Origin of the sequence: Dryocola clanedunensis subsp. sulfonylureivorans (genome assembly GCF_016756775.1) — a bacterium.
Lineage (GTDB): Bacteria > Pseudomonadota > Gammaproteobacteria > Enterobacterales > Enterobacteriaceae > Dryocola > Dryocola clanedunensis.
Map to the genome: position 1 here is coordinate 33,687 of NZ_JAERMU010000009.1, position 17,266 is coordinate 50,952.

At 54.2% G+C, this 17,266-nt stretch carries 12 protein-coding genes and 3 pseudogenes; 9 read left to right on the forward strand and 6 right to left on the reverse strand.

What is annotated here, in order from left to right; genetic code table 11:
• Positions 1-29 precede the first annotated feature (29 nt).
• The gene (locus HYQ67_RS24205; RefSeq protein ID WP_272929764.1) at positions 30-161 is read right to left on the reverse strand and encodes a hypothetical protein; all 132 of its coding nucleotides are present in this window, start codon (positions 159-161) and stop codon (positions 30-32) included.
• Positions 155-244 carry a hypothetical protein gene (locus HYQ67_RS24490; RefSeq protein ID WP_489146063.1) on the reverse strand — a complete coding sequence of 30 codons (90 nt, stop codon included), beginning with the start codon at positions 242-244 and terminating at the stop codon, positions 155-157. The genes HYQ67_RS24205 and HYQ67_RS24490 overlap by 7 nt, the downstream gene beginning before the upstream one ends.
• Before the next feature lie 244 nt (positions 245-488).
• On the opposite strand from HYQ67_RS24490, the gene HYQ67_RS10975 reads away from it, so the two are divergent.
• Positions 489-1,280, forward strand: coding sequence for a C40 family peptidase (locus tag HYQ67_RS10975; protein ID WP_237391202.1), 792 nt, complete (start codon positions 489-491; stop codon positions 1,278-1,280).
• On the opposite strand, the gene HYQ67_RS10980 is transcribed toward HYQ67_RS10975, so the two are convergent.
• Positions 1,277-1,525 (reverse strand): hypothetical protein, encoded by a 249-nt coding sequence (locus HYQ67_RS10980; RefSeq protein WP_202303736.1) that lies wholly within the window; start codon positions 1,523-1,525, stop codon positions 1,277-1,279. The two genes, HYQ67_RS10975 and HYQ67_RS10980, sit on opposite strands and share 4 nt — an antisense overlap.
• A gap of 101 nt (positions 1,526-1,626) precedes the next feature.
• Positions 1,627-3,345 (reverse strand): annotated as a pseudogene (locus tag HYQ67_RS10985) (flagellar biosynthesis protein FlhA); the annotation flags it as partial.
• On the opposite strand from HYQ67_RS10985, the gene HYQ67_RS10990 reads away from it, so the two are divergent.
• The 3 genes and pseudogenes from HYQ67_RS10990 to HYQ67_RS24385 all read left to right on the forward strand — a co-directional run.
• On the forward strand, positions 3,308-4,186 hold the full coding sequence (locus HYQ67_RS10990) for an OmpA family protein (protein ID WP_202303737.1): 879 nt from the start codon (positions 3,308-3,310) through the stop codon (positions 4,184-4,186). The pseudogene HYQ67_RS10985 and the gene HYQ67_RS10990 overlap by 38 nt on opposite strands.
• A 231-nt stretch (positions 4,187-4,417) precedes the next feature.
• Positions 4,418-7,087: pseudogene (locus HYQ67_RS24495) on the forward strand (BigA/YdbA N-terminal beta-barrel domain-containing protein); the annotation flags it as partial.
• 159 nt (positions 7,088-7,246) lie between these two features.
• Positions 7,247-8,551: pseudogene (locus tag HYQ67_RS24385) on the forward strand (autotransporter outer membrane beta-barrel domain-containing protein); the annotation flags it as partial.
• Between the two features lie 70 nt (positions 8,552-8,621).
• On the opposite strand, the gene rnk reads toward HYQ67_RS24385, so the two are convergent.
• Both rnk and HYQ67_RS11005 read right to left on the reverse strand, forming a co-directional pair.
• Entirely contained in the window at positions 8,622-9,032 is a 411-nt protein-coding gene (gene rnk / locus HYQ67_RS11000; RefSeq protein WP_202303739.1) for a nucleoside diphosphate kinase regulator, read from the reverse strand.
• A gap of 154 nt (positions 9,033-9,186) precedes the next feature.
• Positions 9,187-10,563, reverse strand: coding sequence for a GntP family permease (locus tag HYQ67_RS11005; RefSeq protein ID WP_202303740.1), 1,377 nt, complete (start codon positions 10,561-10,563; stop codon positions 9,187-9,189).
• 220 nt (positions 10,564-10,783) lie between these two features.
• On the opposite strand from HYQ67_RS11005, the gene HYQ67_RS11010 reads away from it, so the two are divergent.
• From HYQ67_RS11010 to HYQ67_RS11030, 5 genes are all read left to right on the forward strand, one after another.
• Positions 10,784-10,921, forward strand: a complete 138-nt coding sequence (locus HYQ67_RS11010) for a hypothetical protein (protein ID WP_202303741.1) — start codon at positions 10,784-10,786, stop codon at positions 10,919-10,921.
• A gap of 417 nt (positions 10,922-11,338) precedes the next feature.
• The gene (locus HYQ67_RS11015) at positions 11,339-13,963 is read left to right on the forward strand and encodes an autotransporter family protein (RefSeq protein ID WP_202303742.1); all 2,625 of its coding nucleotides are present in this window, start codon (positions 11,339-11,341) and stop codon (positions 13,961-13,963) included.
• Positions 13,964-14,235: 272 nt separating this feature from the next.
• Positions 14,236-15,501 (forward strand): ABC transporter substrate-binding protein, encoded by a 1,266-nt coding sequence (locus tag HYQ67_RS11020; protein ID WP_202303743.1) that lies wholly within the window; start codon positions 14,236-14,238, stop codon positions 15,499-15,501.
• The gene (locus HYQ67_RS11025) at positions 15,502-16,419 is read left to right on the forward strand and encodes a carbohydrate ABC transporter permease (RefSeq protein WP_237391203.1); all 918 of its coding nucleotides are present in this window, start codon (positions 15,502-15,504) and stop codon (positions 16,417-16,419) included.
• Positions 16,419-17,264 (forward strand): carbohydrate ABC transporter permease, encoded by an 846-nt coding sequence (locus HYQ67_RS11030; protein ID WP_202303744.1) that lies wholly within the window; start codon positions 16,419-16,421, stop codon positions 17,262-17,264. Before HYQ67_RS11025 ends, HYQ67_RS11030 begins: the two co-directional genes overlap by 1 nt.
• Positions 17,265-17,266: the final 2 nt, after the last annotated feature.

The following is a 17,266-nucleotide window of genomic DNA, read 5'->3' on the forward strand; positions in this document are numbered from 1 at the left end:
GACCCCTTCGGTGATATCCGGGACGCTGCTCAGTGGATGTCATTAACGGCAGCGGCGAATATCACAGGTTTATCCGCTGACTGTTTCGCACGAGCCGCAGCCGCTGCCAGGTGACCGCTGCGGAAAAATACTGCGCTAATTCGCCCGGCAGGCGCTACCATCTTTTCTCCAGCATCAGTACCGCAGCAATCAGTATTATCACGATCAGCAAAAAACCAAGGGATATAGCAAAGGCATCACCCATGTGATTTCCCGTTGAGCACCAGGCATCCGGCAAGTCTGGTCGATATTCTCGGTCATCGACATGATAAATAAGTATGAATAATGGCCGGCTTTGCCATCACCTTTGTCAATGCGAGTTTTTTTAGTTCATTGATTTTATTTGATTAATATTAAAATGATGATCATTTAAACCTTTCACATCACGCTTTGTGATATCACCTTCCTGCGCCTTAAATCCCCCCGTTTGCAACGCTAAAGTGATGTTCATGTCTTATCTGAAAAGCCTGATGACGCTGGCCGTTCTTGCCGGCGGTTGTATCCTGCCTTTGCAGGCCCACGCCTCCCCACAGGGTAAAAAGGTTTCTTACAATACGACGCACAGCCATAAAAGAGCCAAAAAGCCAGCCCACTCAAGCGAAGCAAGCTTTGCCGCCCGGCAGCGGATGCACAATCGCGCGCTGTTACTTAGCAAGCAGAAAGAAAAGCAGCGGCATGAGATGCCCATTGTAGAGGGAAGTGCGCATGATAAGGCCGCGCTCCGCTCTCAGAATCGTCGCTATCTTGAACAACATCCGGAATGGTTTGCCACCCCTTACCGTAGACATAATCTGCATCTCCAGGATGGAACGAGCCTGGCGGATTCTCAGCATCTGCAAACGGTCACCGACGAGATAGTGAATCGCCTTCAGCATCAGCTGGGCAAGCCGTACGTCTGGGGCGGTGAGTCTCCGGAGGAAGGTTTTGACTGTAGCGGGTTAGTCTATTTTGCCTATAACAAGCTGCTGGCGGCCAAGCTGCCACGCACCGCCAACGAGATGTACCATTTCCGTCGTGCGAAGACCGTTGCTGATAATGATTTGCAGCGTGGCGATCTGCTCTTTTTCCATATCCATACGCGCAATAAAGCCGACCATGTAGGGGTCTATCTGGGGGATGGCCGCTTTATTGAATCTCCCCGTACCGGGGAGCGCATTAGGATTAGTTATCTGGAGGATGAATTCTGGCAGGAGCACTACTTAGGCAGCAAGCGCATCCTGACAGATAATACGGTGCTTTAAACCGTTGCCATTATCAGGAGAATCATTATCAGGCCTATTGAGATGACCACCATAAACAGGGTATCAAGCGTATACGGTGAAGGCGTTGCTTGCTTGCGTGTGCTGTATCTTCTTTTTTGATTAGCATCCTGCTGCTTAATAAATTCCTCCATTGAGACAAATCCCTGTATTTCATGCCGGGCTTCCTGGGTGGCCGGCTCCTTTACTCCCTTTACAGTATATTCTGTATTATTTCCGTCCATCATAGCTGGTATCCTTTCGCTAATAGATCTAAGAGTTAATGCGGTCAGATTGTGTTTTAACTTAAGTAAAAACCTCCATGATTCATTCGGTTAGCATTTATTGTTCAGTTAAGAGAACCGAGGATTTTCAGCTCCAGTTCATCGGGGACTTCGTTGTATGAGAGGACGTTAAGACCCGGCGCAAACAGGCGAGCATAGCGGGCCAGCAGCGGCCGTAGCTGAGGCGCGACCAGCAGCACGGGCTCTTTACCGGCGGCTTTCATCTGTTCGTGGATCTGCGGCATATTCTCCTGGAACTGGGCGAGCATATTCGGATCGACCGGCACGCTATCGAGCATCACCTTGCCGGCCTGCTGCGCCTGATTCACCACGCCCATCAGTAAATTCTCCAGCTCGTTATTGAGCGTGTAGACCGCCAGCTCGTTATTGCGCACAAAATCGTGGGTGATGCTGCGGCGCAGGGCCAGGCGCACGTCTGACACCAGCAGAATCGGATCTTTTGACAGCGCGCTGCTGGCGACCAGAACGGTGGCGATAGTCACGATATCGCGCAGGGAAACCTTTTCAGCCAGCAGGCTGCGGTAGACCTTCAGCACCTGGCTGTAATTCAGCGCGGCGTTAAGATCTTCGGCAAGTTTCGGCGACAGCGCGGCAAGACGGTTGTGCAGATGCGTGACGTCGTCGTAGTTGAACAGGTCGGGAATGTAGTTCTGCACGATTTTGTTGAGGTGCGTGGCGACGACGCTTGCGCAGTCAATCACCTGGTAGCCCAGGTTCAGCGCTTTGGCTTTCTGCGTCGCGGCAATCCACGTCACCGGCATGCCGTAGGCCGGGTCGTTACCCAGCACGCCGTCAATTTCGCCGTAGGTTTCGCTCGAGGGCAGCGCCATCAGCTTATCCGCCGGAATATCGCCGTCGTCCGCTTTAATACCGTTGATATAAATCGCGTACTGGGTTGGCTTTAAGCGGAAGTTTTCCCGGATGCGGATCTCCGGCAGCAGCATGCCGTTATTGTCCGAGATAACCTGACGCACCCCGCGAATGCGCTGGGTCAGCGGGCTGCCTTTTGCTTTGTCGACCAGCGACACCAGCTTGTAGCCGAGGCTCAGGCTTATCGGCTCAATCTGTGGGATAGTCTCCCAGCTCACCACCTGCTCGCTGCTTTCGGTCAACGTCTTCGTGAGGGTAGAGAGACTTTTCTCCTCGGCTTCCGCGGCCTGCGGCTGTCTGCTCTGACGCCACGCGGCAAAGGCCAGCAGGGCGGTAAACAGCAGGAACGGCATATGCGGCATGCCCGGCACCACGGCGAGCACGAACATCACGCCCGCCGCCGTGTAAATGACCGCAGGCGTTGCCAGCAGCTGACGTTTGATCTCGCTGGAGATGTCGCCGCTGTCGCTGACGCGGGTGACAATAATCGCCGCCGCGGTCGAGAGCAGCAGGGACGGGATCTGCGCAACCAGCCCGTCACCGATGGTCATCAGGACGTACTGCGAGAAAGCCGCGTCGGCGCTGAGATTGTACTTAAAGATACCGATACAAATCCCGCCGATCATGTTGATGGCAAGAATCATCATCCCGGCAATGGCATCGCCGCGCACGAATTTGGAGGCCCCGTCCATCGCCCCGTAGAAGTCGGCTTCGCTGGTGACCTCTTTGCGGCGGGCCTGCGCCTGCGCCTGGTTTATCAGCCCGGCGTTCAGATCGGCGTCGATAGCCATCTGTTTGCCCGGCATCGCATCCAACGTAAAGCGGGCGGAGACTTCAGAGATACGTTCAGCGCCCTTGGTCACCACGATAAAGTTGATCGTCAACAGCACCAGTAAAAAAGAGCGTGAAACCGTTGTCGCCTCCCTTCACAGCCAGTCTATTTTCACCGGTGGCCTGACCCCGCTCAACAATCTTAACCCCAGAGCGGCGATGAAAGAGAAGAAGAGCCATGGGAACAAGCCGAACAACGGCGGGACGGCTGAGGTGAAAAATGTCGGCAAGCCGGTCGTCGCAAAAGTCGATGAGCAGAGCGCGCAGAAGGCTATCGAGACCTCGCAAAAAATGGTGATTCTCAAGCAAAAAAACGCCATTGAACTGGGGGAGCTGGCGACCAATATCAACGCCATTGCCGAAAAGGCGCATATGGAAAGCAACCTGGAGATGGAAATTGTGCCGCAGGGGCTGCGTATCCTGATTAAGGATAACCAGAACCGCAATATGTTTGAACGCGGCAGCGCCAGGATCATGCCGTTCTTCCGTCTGCTGTTGACCGATTTAACGCCGGTGTTTGATTCGTTACAGAACAAAATCATTATTACCGGGCACACGGATGCGATGCAGTATAAACAAAGTACCTACAACAACTGGAACCTGTCGGGAGACCGTGCGCTCTCTGCCCGACGCGTGATGGAGCAGGCGGGAATGCCAGCGGACAAAGTGATGCAGGTTAGCGCAATGGCCGACCAGATGCTGCTGGATCCGAAGAACCCACAGGGGGCGGATAACCGCCGTATTGAGATAATGGTTCTGACGCAAACGGCTTCTGACGCGCTTTATCAGTTCTTTGGCGCGCAGGGGGAGAAAGTTGTCAAACCGGTGGCGGCCCAGCTCGACGCAGGCAAAAAACCGCTGATCCCGCTGCCGGACTTTAAAGCGCTACAAAGGCATGGATAGAAACATTATTAATTTATCAATCCCTGATCTGTGATGTGACAAATTATCCAGAGCTTGTAACTTTATTTCTATAAGCAGCGTGCAGTTATTATAAATGCACGACTGCATGGATCATAAATGCGACATCTTTATTATCGTGCGGTGTCGTATGGAACAAATCAACATAAGGATTATGTGATGAGAAAAAAAGCGCTCTCACTTTGTATCGCCCTGGCCTTAAGTAATAGCGTCATGGCAGATCCGGATGTGGAAAATATCAGCCAGGATGAACAATGCCCGAGCAATATTTCAAGTTTATCTGCATCTCAAAAAAGTAAACTCTCCCGAAACTGTCTTAATCCGCAAGCCGATGAAACCGACTGGCAATGGATCGCGGGCGCGGCGGCGGCTGGCGTTACCGTGGCGGGGCTTGCCGCCATAAATAATAACTCGAGCCATGGTGGCAGTCATGGCAGCGGCAGTGACAGCGGTAGCAGCGGGAATACGGGAAATGGTGGAGATACCGGTGGTGGAGATACCAGCGGCGGAGATACTGGCGGTGGTGGAGATACTGGCGGCGGTGGAGATACCGGCGGTGGTGGAGATACCGGCGGTGGTGGAGATACCGGCGGTGGTGGAGATACCGGCGGTGGTGGAGATACTGGCGGCGGTGGAGATACCGGCGGTGGTGGAGATACCGGCGGCGGTGGAGATACTGGCGGCGGTGGAGATACTGGCGGCGGTGGAGATACCGGGGGCGGAGATGATGGTGGTTCAACGCCTGAATCCCAGATCGTTGACTACAGCAACGACGCGGTACTGGATAAAAACAATCACACCATCACTTTGGGCGATGTCACCTGGCAGTATGTGCCAGAAGGCGAGGCGTACTCTTTGACTGCCCCGGATGGAACGGTGCTTTATACCGATGATGCCCATTGGTCAGTCGATACGAATAATAATCTGATTGTTGAGGGTAAAGACGCGCAGGGGAACGCCTGGCGCTACGATAGCTCCGGCATTTTTACCTATGACGACGGTGATACGAAAATTGTGCGCGGTGACGGGGCTACCGTTACCGTCGACAGCGATACCATCGTCGACGGGCAGGGAAAAACCAGCGTTATTATCACCGGGAACGATACCACGACGGTGGTTAACGGTAACACAACGGTCGCTGACGGCGGCACGGGCGTGCAGGTAGCCGGGGACGGTGCGGCGGTTGATATTAATGGCCAGGGGAACGCCAGCGGCGCAGACTCTGTCATTACTGATGTTACCGGCAATGATGCAACGGTGACCGTTAAGGGGGACACCGTCATTGAAGATGGTGCCGTAGGCACCGCTATCACCGGCGATAATGCCAGATATGTTTTTAATGCTACGGGGACCGTCAGCGGTGAAAATTCGCGTCTGGCAACCATTACCGGTGACGACGCCAGCGTCAGCCTTGCCGGTCAGCTAACGGTAAAAGATAAGGCGCAGGGTATTGAGATAGACGGTGCGCACGCAACGGTAGAAACAGCTGCGAAACTGTTTGTCGAGGATTTAGGCTCGGTCGGCATCAATATCAGCGGTGATAACACCACCTTCAGGAATACCGGCGATATCGATGTCAGCATGGACGGTACAGGTGTTGCCATCAACGGCGATAATGCTGCCCTGACGCTTGACGGCACTATCACCGTAGCATCCCGTAAAGATGCTGACGGAGAGCTGCATAATGCAGGCACCGGCGTTACCGTTAGCGGCGATAATAGTAACGTTGATATTACAGGCGATATTCAGCTTGATTCTGAAGCGCTGGATGCCAGCGACTATGTGCAAAGAGGAGATTCTACCGGCTTAGCCATTGACGGTAATAACAATGTTGTGACGATCGAGGGGACCGTTGCCATTACCGGCGTGATGGGCGGGCACACCTCGGATTACGATAGCATCTGGAGTGGTATTTCGGTAAGCGGTGAAGGCAATGAAGTACTGGTAAAAAACGGCCTGCAAATGGGCACTATACCGGTTCATCAGGATGCAAGCGTTGGCATAAACGAAGTTTTCTTGCTGGATATTACTGGTAAGAACAAGGTGACGGTAGAAGGGCATTCGGCTATCGAACTCCGGCTGCCGAATGAAGTAGTCAACGCGGAGCAAGGCGCGCAGGTTGTTCTGGCTCAGAATAGCGAGATGGAGATAAGTTCGAGCCCTGACGGCTATGAATGGATACCGGCAATCATGTATGCATCGGATGCAGGCTCGAGTATTTCTAACCAGGGAACCATTCATGTTGAAGCCCTGAACGACGCTCGATTGCTTGCAGCCTACAATGGTGCCCTGGTCGAGAACACGGGGGATATTATCGTGGCTCCGGCAAATTCACTCAGTAGATATGGCAATTCAGTTATGTTTGCGGCCAATCCGGGATCGGTGGCGCGTAATTCAGGGACTATTTCCACCATGACTAACATCAGCAGCGCATCTAAAGAAGCCTATGTCGTTGCCGGGATAAGCAGCGCTCAGATAAGCAATACCGTAACAGGCAGCATTAGCACGCAGGGACCGAACAATTTCGCGATGTATGTGGATAATTCAGGCTCAGCTCTGAACGAGGGGCAAATCAGCATTGACGGCTTTTATGCGGTGGTTGACGGCAATAACGTCCCTACGGGAGAAAAAAAACCTTATAAGGTCAAAGACGCCAATGCCTCCAGGCGTGGTGCAGGCATGTATGCCGGTACTGCATCCTCGGCGACTAATACCGGCACTATCAGCGTCAATAATTCTGGTTTTGGTATGCTGGCCCAGTGGGGAGGTAGCGTCATTAACCAGGGCGATATTATCTTAACCGCTGATACTGGCACCACCAGCGATGGGAATAAAGCGCAGCTTGTTGGTATGGGGGTTGCCGGAGGGGGCGTAGCCCTTAACGACGCCGGTGGCACTATCACTATCAATACTAACGTTGGTAAAGCTTTCTACAACGACGGTACGGGGACCATCGTTAACCGCGGGCAGATTGTGGTGGGCGAGGGGATAAACCCTGCGGTTGATAACAGTAAAGACGCCTCGGTCGTTTCAGGCGATCTGCTGCAAAACTATGTCGTCGGTACGAATGCGGATGGTTCAAGCGGCACGTTGCAGGCTAACAATCTTGTCCTGGAGTCGGTCTCCGTTGGCACCGGCTTTACCGCCGGAACCGACGCGAAAAGCGAAACTTTCGATAACGTATTCAGCGGCAGCGACATCGAGGGCGTGGAAAACATCACCTCTACCAGTGCCGTGTGGCAAGCCCAGGCGACGAAAGACGCCGAGGGTAACGTTGATGTCACCATGACCAAGAATGATTATCGGGATGTGGTGGACAGCAGCGTAAGCAGCGTGGCCGGTGCGCTGGAAGCGGGCTACACCAATAACGCCCTTTATCAGAGTCTGAATCTGAAAACCGCCGCCGAGGTCAGTAGCGCCATGCGGCAGCTGTCCGGCAGCAGGGCAACCAGCGCATTTAACGATGCAAGGGTGTTGAGCAACCGTTTTACCCTGCTGGAAGAATCGGCAGTGGTAACCAGCAGCGGCCTGGGGTTCAACGTGGTAGCGAAGGGCGATCGGCAGGCTGAGCTTGGCAATAATACCCGCTACGATATGCTGGCGCTGAGCCAGAAGTTTACCCTTAGCCCGGACCAGAACATAAAACTGCAGTATGGGGCGGCGCGTCTGGACGGCAGCGGCAGCGTGAAACAGGCGGGCGACAACGGCCTGACAGGCGGGTTTAGCCAGTTCTTTGGCATTGAACATGATATGGACCTGGGTAATAACCTGAGCTGGAATAACGCGCTGCGTTACGACAATCAGCAGTTGACCAGCAGCCGTTCGGTTCAGTACGGCAGCGTCAACGAAGTGGCGAAATCGAGTAATAACCAGCGGTATATGGAGTTAAAGTCAGGCCTGAGCCGTAGCTACACCTTCGGCGAGTCCCTCAGCATGAAACCTTCCGTCGGCGTGAAGTTCCGTCACACGCAGGAAAGCGGCGTCAATGAGCGCGGGGCGAACGATTTCAACCTGAAGATGGATGCCAGCAAAGAAAGCGCGGTGGACGCGGTAGTCGGCATGCAGCTGGACTATACGGGTCAGAACGGCTGGGTCGTATTAGCGAAGCTGGAGGGGGGGCCAAACCTTTCTTACAACAAGAGCCGCCGCAGCGCCGAGCTGCAGGGTGCCGCAGGCCAGCGCTTTACCGTAGATGACGGGCAGAAAGGCGGAGGCATAAATGGCCTTGCTCAGGTGGGGGTGAAGTACAACAAGGAAAACACTAGCTTCAGCGTGGATGCTTACTCCTGGCAGGAGGACAGCGCCAGCGATAAGGGGCTCAAACTGAGCCTGAAAGTGAAATTCTGACGCTAACGAATCATCGCGACCATAACAATCCCCTTACGGAAAATCCGCAGGGGGATTTTTTTACATTACGTTATCGGTGGTATTCACCCGCTGCTTCAGGCTGGAACTCCAGATCGAGGACTTCAAGCCTGGTCTCGTTGCCGTTTGGCATTGTCCACTCAATGCTGCTGCCGACACGCACGCCAAGCAGCGCTGCGCCAACGGGAGCCATGACGGAGAGTTGAGTTGCGCTGTCGGTCAGGTTAGCCGGATAAACCAGCGTGCGGACGTGCTCTTCTTCGGACGTCAGATCGCGGAACCTCACACGACTGTTCATCGTGACGACGTCCGCAGGCATGTTTTCCGGGCTGCACATCTCTGCACGGTCCAGCTCTGCGTTCAGCAACTGTGCTACCGGCAGGTTGGCATACTGCGGCTGCTCCAGCAGGCGGTCGAGGCGTTCGGCATCGAGATCGTTAATGATGATGGCAGGTCTGGACATAATTTACTCCGTGTAAAAAACATGCACGCATGTGCGGGAAACCGTACAAAGAAAAACCCTCACCGTAAACGATGAGGGTTTGGTCTTTGCTGATGATACTGAGCTTAACGTGGGGTTAAAAGTGACCGGAGTCACAAACTCGTCTCTCAGGCGATTAGAGGATGATACTGCCTACCAGCGCAAACAGGAAGGCTATTGTACCAATTAAGGTTTCCATCACCGTCCAGGTTTTCAGGGTGGTTTTCTCATCCATCTCCAGGAAGCGTCCCACCAGCCAGAAGCCGGAGTCGTTAACGTGGGACAGCACGGTCGCACCGCCGGCAATGGCGATAACGATAAAGCACAGGTCGAACTGGCTTAAACCTGTGGTGGAGGCCACCATTGGAGAGACCAGCGCGGCGGTAGTGGTTAACGCGACAGTAGCTGAACCCTGCGCCACACGCAGCGCGGTTGCAATAACAAACGCGGCCACGATAACCGGCATCCCGGTATCTGACAGGACTCCAGCCAGCGCATCACCAATGCCGCTTGCGCGCAAAACGCCCCCGAACATACCACCGGCACCGGTCACCAGGATGATGCCGCAGATGGGGCCGAGCGCACCGTCGCAAACTTTTTCCAGGTGTTCGCGGCTGTGTTTGCCGCTAAAGACCATCAGCGCGAAGAACACCGTGATCAGCAGCGCGATAGGGGTTTTACCCAACATGCGCAGGAACTGCACCACGGTGCTGTCGGCGGATACCCAGCCCAGCACGGTCGCGGTATTCAGACCGGTGTCAAGGAAGATCAACACCAGCGGCATCAGCAGGATGCTCAGTACCGTCCCGAAAGCCGGCGGCTGGTGGTTTGGATCGGCCTCTATTTTGCCGAGGAAAGAAGTAGGTAGCGGCACGTCAAATTTCTTACCGGCGTACTGACCATACAGATAGGCACCCAGATACCAGGTTGGAATAGCAATGATCAGGCCGGTGATAACCAGCAGGCCAATGTTTGCGCCGAGCAGTTCACTCGCCGCAACTGGACCTGGGTGCGGTGGCACCAGAGCGTGCATAACGGCGAAGGCACCCGCCGCCGGGAAAGCGTACTTCAGCGTGGATCCGCCAAACTGTTTGGCAACGCTAAAGATGATCGGCAGCATCACCACCAGACCCGCATCGAAGAAGATTGGGAAGCCGAAGAGCAACGATGCCACACCTAACGCAAACGGCGCTCGATGGGAGCCAAAGGTGCCAATTAACGTATCCGCCAGCACTTTCGCTCCACCGGAGACCTCCAGCAGGCGGCCAATCATCGCACCCAGGCCCACCAGCAAGGCAACGCCCGCCAGAGTGCCACCAAAGCCCGTCAGAATCGTCGGAACGATCTTATCGAAAGGCACGCCGGTCACCAGCGCGGTCGCCACGCTGACCAGGGTTAAGGCTAAGAAGGCATGCACTTTAAAGCGCATGATTAATATGAGCAGAAGGATCACTGCACAGGCTGCGATCCCCAGCAGCGTTCCTGCGCCATAACTTGTTGTTAGTTCGGTCATAATGATTATCCTCGGGCCGACTTTACGGGTGACAAGCGGGTTAGCTTAGTACACCAATGTGCTGATACCGGTAACATGATATCGGTAACATTGCGGCCACGGGAACCTGCCTTGTCATATTTGTTAACATTTTGAGAGCAGGGTCAAAGTATGGAAATAAAACAGCCGAAATGCGATCCGGCGAATTGCTGTTCATAAATAAACCTGACTTGCATAGAAATTGCATTACGATCGATCATCTCGTTTCGCGTGGCTGGCCTCTTCTGAAAACGATGTGTGTGACGATTTTAAGATGATGGTCATTCTGACGCAGGCGATCTACGGCGACGATGACCAGATCGTGCCGTTCGATTTCTGAAATAGTTAACTAAAACGTAAGTGTTTAAAAGAATAAATAAAGCGCGAAATGATTGTGCATTTTTCCTGATACGCACAATTGACCTTTCGATACGAAATGTACAAGGCAGGTAGGAGAACGTCATGCCAAATAATAGAAATATAGAATAGAATGTTTTTTAATATTGATGTTGTGAATGCAATGATATTTATTACATCTTAGCTTATTGTTTTGTTTGACTAAAAAACGCGTATCTCATCATACGGCATGAGCGTTTGTTTATTTGTTCTTCAAATGATATCCAGGCTGATTCTTAATAACGTTTAATCCTCGAGAATTATAAGGCAATGTGTGCTTACATTTCATTATACTGCTTTTTATAATAGAGGTCTTTCAGTAAAACACCGTCGACTCTTGTTAATATGGATATTATCAGCTATGGAAAAAACCTGTAAGCGCAGCAAAACTTTGCTTGCGAAATGCATCGCTTTGGCGTGTCCTGCACTGGTAGTGGGGGCAGCCCTCAATACATCTACCGCTTGTGCAACGCAGACTATCAGCGCTAACGATAGTTCAGTTACTATTACTCAAGGTATTAGCGAAACCACCGCTTCCGCCGTTGTGGTCAGTGGTACTAACAATACAGTCATGTTTTCACCGGGACAACCTGATACCGATGTACTGGTTGGCAAGTCAGGAGTTATCCTCTCAGGTAACAATAATACTTTTACAAGCAACGGGAGTATAACAGGAACTGGCACCGCTGTTTTTGGTAATGACGCTGGCGTTCTGTTAAACGGAAGCGGCAGTACCTTTACGAATAATGGCGTACTTAAAGGGGCATCAGATGTTATCTATGCACGCCAATACGCCACGATTAATAATAACGGAAGTATTATTACTACCGGAGTTAGCGGGACAGGAATTTATCTTAACGCCGGTGGCGCTTATACGGGCGGTGCTGGCAGTGAGATCATTGGTCAGCGAGTCGCAATTACGATGACTGGTACTGGCGTGGCAGATAACAACCTCATTGATAATGCGGGGACGATCAAATCAACACAGAATGAAGCGATCAGAATTAATGACAGCGGCAAACTGATTAACCGTGAAGGAGGAGTCATCAGCTCTGTTTCCAGTAACGCTGTGACCGTCAACGGTGCATCGCAACTCTCACTTGAAAACTACGGCACGCTGGAATCAGGCACGAGTACCGCAATCCGCTTTAGTGGCACCGGCAACAACACATTGACTCTCGGCACTGGTTCTAATCTTATCGGTAATGTTGTTAGCGCCACCTCTGACACCAACACCCTGATACTGACTGGTACGGGTACTGAAGACGCCAGCTTTAATGGTTCGGTGCCGACTAACGGCATGAAGTCTCTGACCATGCGTGGCAGCGACTGGACCCTGAGTGGGGCGGTTAATCTGACCGGTAGTGACGAAAATACGCTGGTCGTGGAGCAGGGTAACCTGAACATCGCTGGTGTTACTGCTTCTCGTGGTAATGCTCAGGTCTCCTCGGGATCAAGTCTGAATGTTGCCGCAGGGGGAGAGCTTCATGCTCCGCAGGTCAATATTGACGCTGGGGCAGCATCCCTTAACGCCGGCACCATAAACGGCAATGTGATCAACAATGGTACCCTGGGCGCATGGAATACCGTCAACGCTGGCGCGGCCTCTGATGGCATTATCAATGGCAGCCTGACCAACAACGGTACGCTGAACCTTGCCGGTAGTGAAGTGGGTAACACCATCACCATCAATGGCAATTATACGGGTAACGATGGCAAAGTTGTGCTGAGCGGTGCCCTGGCAGATGACACCTCAAAAGTTGATCATATTGCCATTGTCGGCGATAGCCTTGGCACTTCCGGTTTGACGGTCAAAAACGTCGGTGGAATGGGGGCACAGACCCTGCAGGGTATTGAGCTGGTTTCTGTTACCGGGGCTTCTACAGGGACCTTTGCCCTGGACAACCGCGTTGTCGCGGGGGCCTATGAGTACAATCTTTTCCAGAACAGCAACGATGGCTCATGGTATCTGAGTTCGTCGGAGATACCGGTTCCACCGCCTGAGCCCACACCCGGTCCAACGCCAGACCCGGCCCCTAAACCAAGTCTGATGCGTCCTGAAGTCGGCGCGTATCTGGGTAACCAGCAGGCCGCTCAGCAGATGTTTATCAGCTCCATGTATGACCGCTATATTCCGACGGCCAATGCACAGGGCGGCACCATCGGCGGCATCGATTCTCTGGGCTGGGCGCGTATCTCCGCCGACACCAGCGAAAGCCATGCCGCAGGCGGCCAGATCAAAATGGATACCGACACCGCCATGGCGCAATTTGGCGGCGATCTCTACTCCCGAGACGGCGTTCATGCCGGTCTGATGGCTGGTATTGGTAACAGTAAAACAGACTCGAAAGCGAAACATAACGGCCACAGCGCAAGCGGCAGCGTTTCAGGTTATAGCGCCGGTGCCTATGGAACCTGGTTTGAAAATGAAGCGCAGCAGCTGGGGACGTATGTTGACGTCTGGGGCCAGTACAACTGGTACAGCAACAAAGTCTATGGCGATCGCATGAGCACCGAAAAGTACAGCAGCCAGGCGTTCCAGAGCTCGCTGGAAACAGGTTACACCCTGGCTTTCGGTCGCAACGAAACGCGTGAGTGGGCAGTCACGCCACAGGCGCAGGCAATCTATACCCATTACGATCAGAACAATCACACTGAAACGAACGGCGCTCGCATCACCGGTGGTACAGATGACAACGTCACTACCCGTCTGGGCGTGCGTCTGGCTAACCGCAGCTTTACCGAGCCTACCGGCCTGCAGGTTTATACCGAGGCCAACTGGATTAACGGTAAGAATGCTGACTCGCTGAACTTCAACGAAACGTCGGTCAGCAACGACGTGCCGAACAACCGCTATGAGGCGGTGTTGGGTGTGGCAGGTAAGCTGAGCAACACTGTTCATGTCTACGGCCAGGGTAGCGGCGAGTGGGGTGAGAACAGCTATAGTGACTACGCAGGTCAGGTTGGCGTTCGCGTCAGCTTCTAATCAATAAGTCTTTCTCCTCTGAGTAACGCGCAGGGGTCTCCATCAGGCAGACAGTGGCAATCGCCACTGTCTGCCTTTTTTATTTGCTTTCCCACCACATAGCCTCTCGCCAACAAAAGAACAATAAAAAAGCCATATACGTGCAGTAGCTCAGATTTTGCACAAAGAGTAGTCAGCTAAGTTGTCGCTGGCACCGGTTGTTAACTAACGTTTTTGATGGTGCGGTTTGTTTAGGTGCTCCCTCCGGTTAGCTCTCAACAGAAGAGGAAATAATGAAAAAGCTGACGTTAAGTCTGATTACCTTAGCGCTGGCGGGCGTCTCCAACGCCGCGCTGGCCGATACCCTGCGTATGGAATGTCCGATTTCCCCCGGCGGTAAGGAATACTGCAGCTACGTCAAAGAGCGTTTTGAAAAACAGACCAACAGCAAGCTGGAGTTCATCGAGTTCCCGGCGGCCTCTGATGAAAAGCTTGCGCTCCTGCAGCAGCTGTTTGCCGCCAAAGATGAGAAAGCGGTGGACCTGTTCCAGTCTGACACCATCTGGGTGGGCCTGCTCGATAAGCAAACGCTCGACCTGACCGATGCCGTGGGCGACATGAAAGGCGATTTCTTCCCCGGCCCGTGGGCTAACGACACGGTAAATGGCAAGGTAAAAGCGGTGCCGGCCTATCTGGACACCGGCGTGCTCTATTACCGCAAAGACCTGCTGGAGAAATACAAAGAGCAGCCGCCGAAAACCTGGGAAGAGCTGACGCGCATCGCCACCAAAATTCAGGCTGAAGAGCGCAAGGCCGGGCATAAAAATTTCTGGGGGATGATCTTCCAGGGGAAATCGTACGAAGGGCTTACCTGTAACGCGCTGGAGTGGATTGACTCCTGGGGCGGCGGCACCTTTATCGACGAAAAAGGGAACGTGACCGTAAACAATCCTAAGGCCGCGGCTGCGCTGGATACGGTTGCGGGCTGGATCGGTAAAATCACGCCGAAGGGCGCGCTGGGCTACAAGGAAGAGGAGTCCCGGGCCGTGTTCCAGAACGGCGACGCGCTGTTTATGCGCAACTGGCCTTACGCTTATCTGCTCTCGCAGGGGGAGGATAGCCCGCTTAAGGGTAAGGTTGGCGTAGCGCCTCTTCCTGCCGGGCCGGACGGCAAATCTGCCAACGCGCTGGGCGGCTGGCAGTGGTCGGTTAACGCCAATACCAAAAACAAAGACGCGGCGATTGCGCTGCTGAAGATCCTCACCGACGCGGACTCGCAGAAGATGCAGCTGAAATATCTGGGCTTTGCGCCAACGCGTTCTGCCCTGTATGAAGATAAAGCCGTACTGGAAACGGCCCCGCATTTAACGATGTTTAAAGAGATCTTCGCCAACGCGGTTCCGCGCCCGGCTACGGTAACCAAAAGCCAGTATCCGCGCGTCTCCAACGCCATCTACAACGTGACCTTTAAAGTGCTCAACGGCGGCAGCGACGGCAAAACGGCCGTCGCCGATCTGCAAAAGCGTCTTGAGCGCGTGAAAGGTAAGGACTGGCGTTAATTGGCGCACCCTGGCTACCAACAGCGGCGCCGCCGTATCGCATGGATACTGGTGGCGCCCGCGCTTTTACTCCTTGCACTGGCGGCGGGCTGGCCGCTGGTGCGCACCTTCTTTTTCAGCTTCACCAACGCGACGCTCGACAACCCTGCCGGGTACGAGATGGTGGGGCTGGCAAACTTTTACGCCACCCACGACGGGGAAAGCACGGGGGTACTGGTTGACCCGCTCTGGTGGCAGGCCGTGGGCAACACGCTATGGTTCACGGTGGTGTCGGTCGGGCTGGAGCTGCTGCTCGGCATGCTGCTGGCGCTGCTGATGAACCAGAAGTTTCGCGGTCAGGGGCTGGTGCGCACCGCCATTCTGGTGCCGTGGGCCATCCCGACCATCGTCAGCGCCAAAATGTGGGGCTGGATGTTCCATGACCAGTACGGGGTGGTGAACGATCTGCTGGATAAGATTTTCGGTTATCAGGCGCACCTGGCGTGGATCGCCGAGCCGTCGCTGTCGATGTGGGCGGTAGTGATCGCCGACGTCTGGAAAACCACGCCGTTTATGGCGCTGATGCTGCTGGCGGCACTGCAGCTCATTCCCAAAGATCTCTACGAAGCTGCAAGGGTGGATGGCGCCAGTCCGTGGCAGCGCTTTAAGCGCATTACGCTGCCGCTGATTATGCCCGCGATGATCGTCGCGCTTATCTTCCGGGTGATGGACGCGATGCGCATCTTCGATCTGATCTTCGTGCTGACCTCCAACAGCGAAGCCACGATGTCCGTATCCGGCTATGCACGGGAGCAGATCATCTCCTACCAGGATATGGGCGTCGGTTCGGCGGCCTCGGTGCTGGTGTTTATGATGGTGGCGGGCATTGCCGCCTGCTTTATCCGCGTCTCACGTTTAAACGAAAAGGAGAAGCGGTGATGAAAATATCCCGTCGGCAGCGCAGGCTCGGCCATAAGCTGGTTATCTTTTTGGGGGCCACACTCGCCGTGCTGTTCTGCGTGTTCCCGTTTTATTACGCCATTCTTACTTCGCTGCGAACCGGGCAGGAGCTGTTTTTACCTTCGTATTTACCCAGCGGCTACCACTGGCACAACTATGTGGTGGCGCTGGTGGATAACGGCATCGCCCGCAGCCTGCTGAACTCGGTGCTGGTGGCGACGATAACCGTGGGGATTTGCCTGCTGGTGTCCGTCACCGCTTCTTTTGCCCTGGCGCGCGTGCGGTTTCGCGGGCGTAAGTTCCTGCTGTTCACCATTCTCTGCGTCTCGATGTTCCCACAGGTGGCGGTCCTTAGCGGCATGTTTGAACTGGTGCGCTTTCTGGGGCTGTATGACTCCCTCGGCGCGCTGATCCTCTCCTACACCACTTTTTCAATGCCGTTTACCGTCTGGGTGCTGACCACCTTTATGAAGTCGATCCCGGTGGAGCTGGAGGAGGCGGCGATCGTCGACGGGGCGAATACCTGGACGATCATCCGCCGCGTATTTGCGCCGATTCTGGCACCCGCGCTGGTGACCACCGGGCTGCTGGCGTTTATCGGCGCGTGGAACGAATTCATGTTTGCGCTGACGTTCATTATTTCTGGCGACAGGCGCACGGTGCCGGTGGCGATCAGCATGTTCAGCGGGGCGTCCACCTTTGAGCTGCCGTGGGGCAGCATAATGGCGGCCTCGGTGGTGGTGACGCTGCCGATTATCGTGCTGGTCCTGATCTTCCAGAAACGCATTGTCAGCGGGCTGACCAGCGGGGCAATTAAGGGATAACC

Excerpts from the sequence above, each read along its gene's own strand:
- HYQ67_RS10975 (WP_237391202.1), top strand. The coding sequence starts at position 489 with ATGTCTTATCTGAAAAGCCTGATGACGCTGGCCGTTCTTGCCGGCGGT.
- rnk (WP_202303739.1), bottom strand. The coding sequence starts at position 9,032 with ATGTCCAGACCTGCCATCATCATTAACGATCTCGATGCCGAACGCCTC.
- HYQ67_RS11005 (WP_202303740.1), bottom strand. The coding sequence starts at position 10,563 with ATGACCGAACTAACAACAAGTTATGGCGCAGGAACGCTGCTGGGGATC.
- HYQ67_RS11030 (WP_202303744.1), top strand. The coding sequence starts at position 16,419 with ATGAAAATATCCCGTCGGCAGCGCAGGCTCGGCCATAAGCTGGTTATC.
- HYQ67_RS24205 (WP_272929764.1), bottom strand. The coding sequence starts at position 161 with ATGGTAGCGCCTGCCGGGCGAATTAGCGCAGTATTTTTCCGCAGCGGT.
- HYQ67_RS11020 (WP_202303743.1), top strand. The coding sequence starts at position 14,236 with ATGAAAAAGCTGACGTTAAGTCTGATTACCTTAGCGCTGGCGGGCGTC.
- HYQ67_RS24490 (WP_489146063.1), bottom strand. The coding sequence starts at position 244 with ATGGGTGATGCCTTTGCTATATCCCTTGGTTTTTTGCTGATCGTGATA.
- HYQ67_RS11015 (WP_202303742.1), top strand. The coding sequence starts at position 11,339 with ATGGAAAAAACCTGTAAGCGCAGCAAAACTTTGCTTGCGAAATGCATC.
- HYQ67_RS10980 (WP_202303736.1), bottom strand. The coding sequence starts at position 1,525 with ATGATGGACGGAAATAATACAGAATATACTGTAAAGGGAGTAAAGGAG.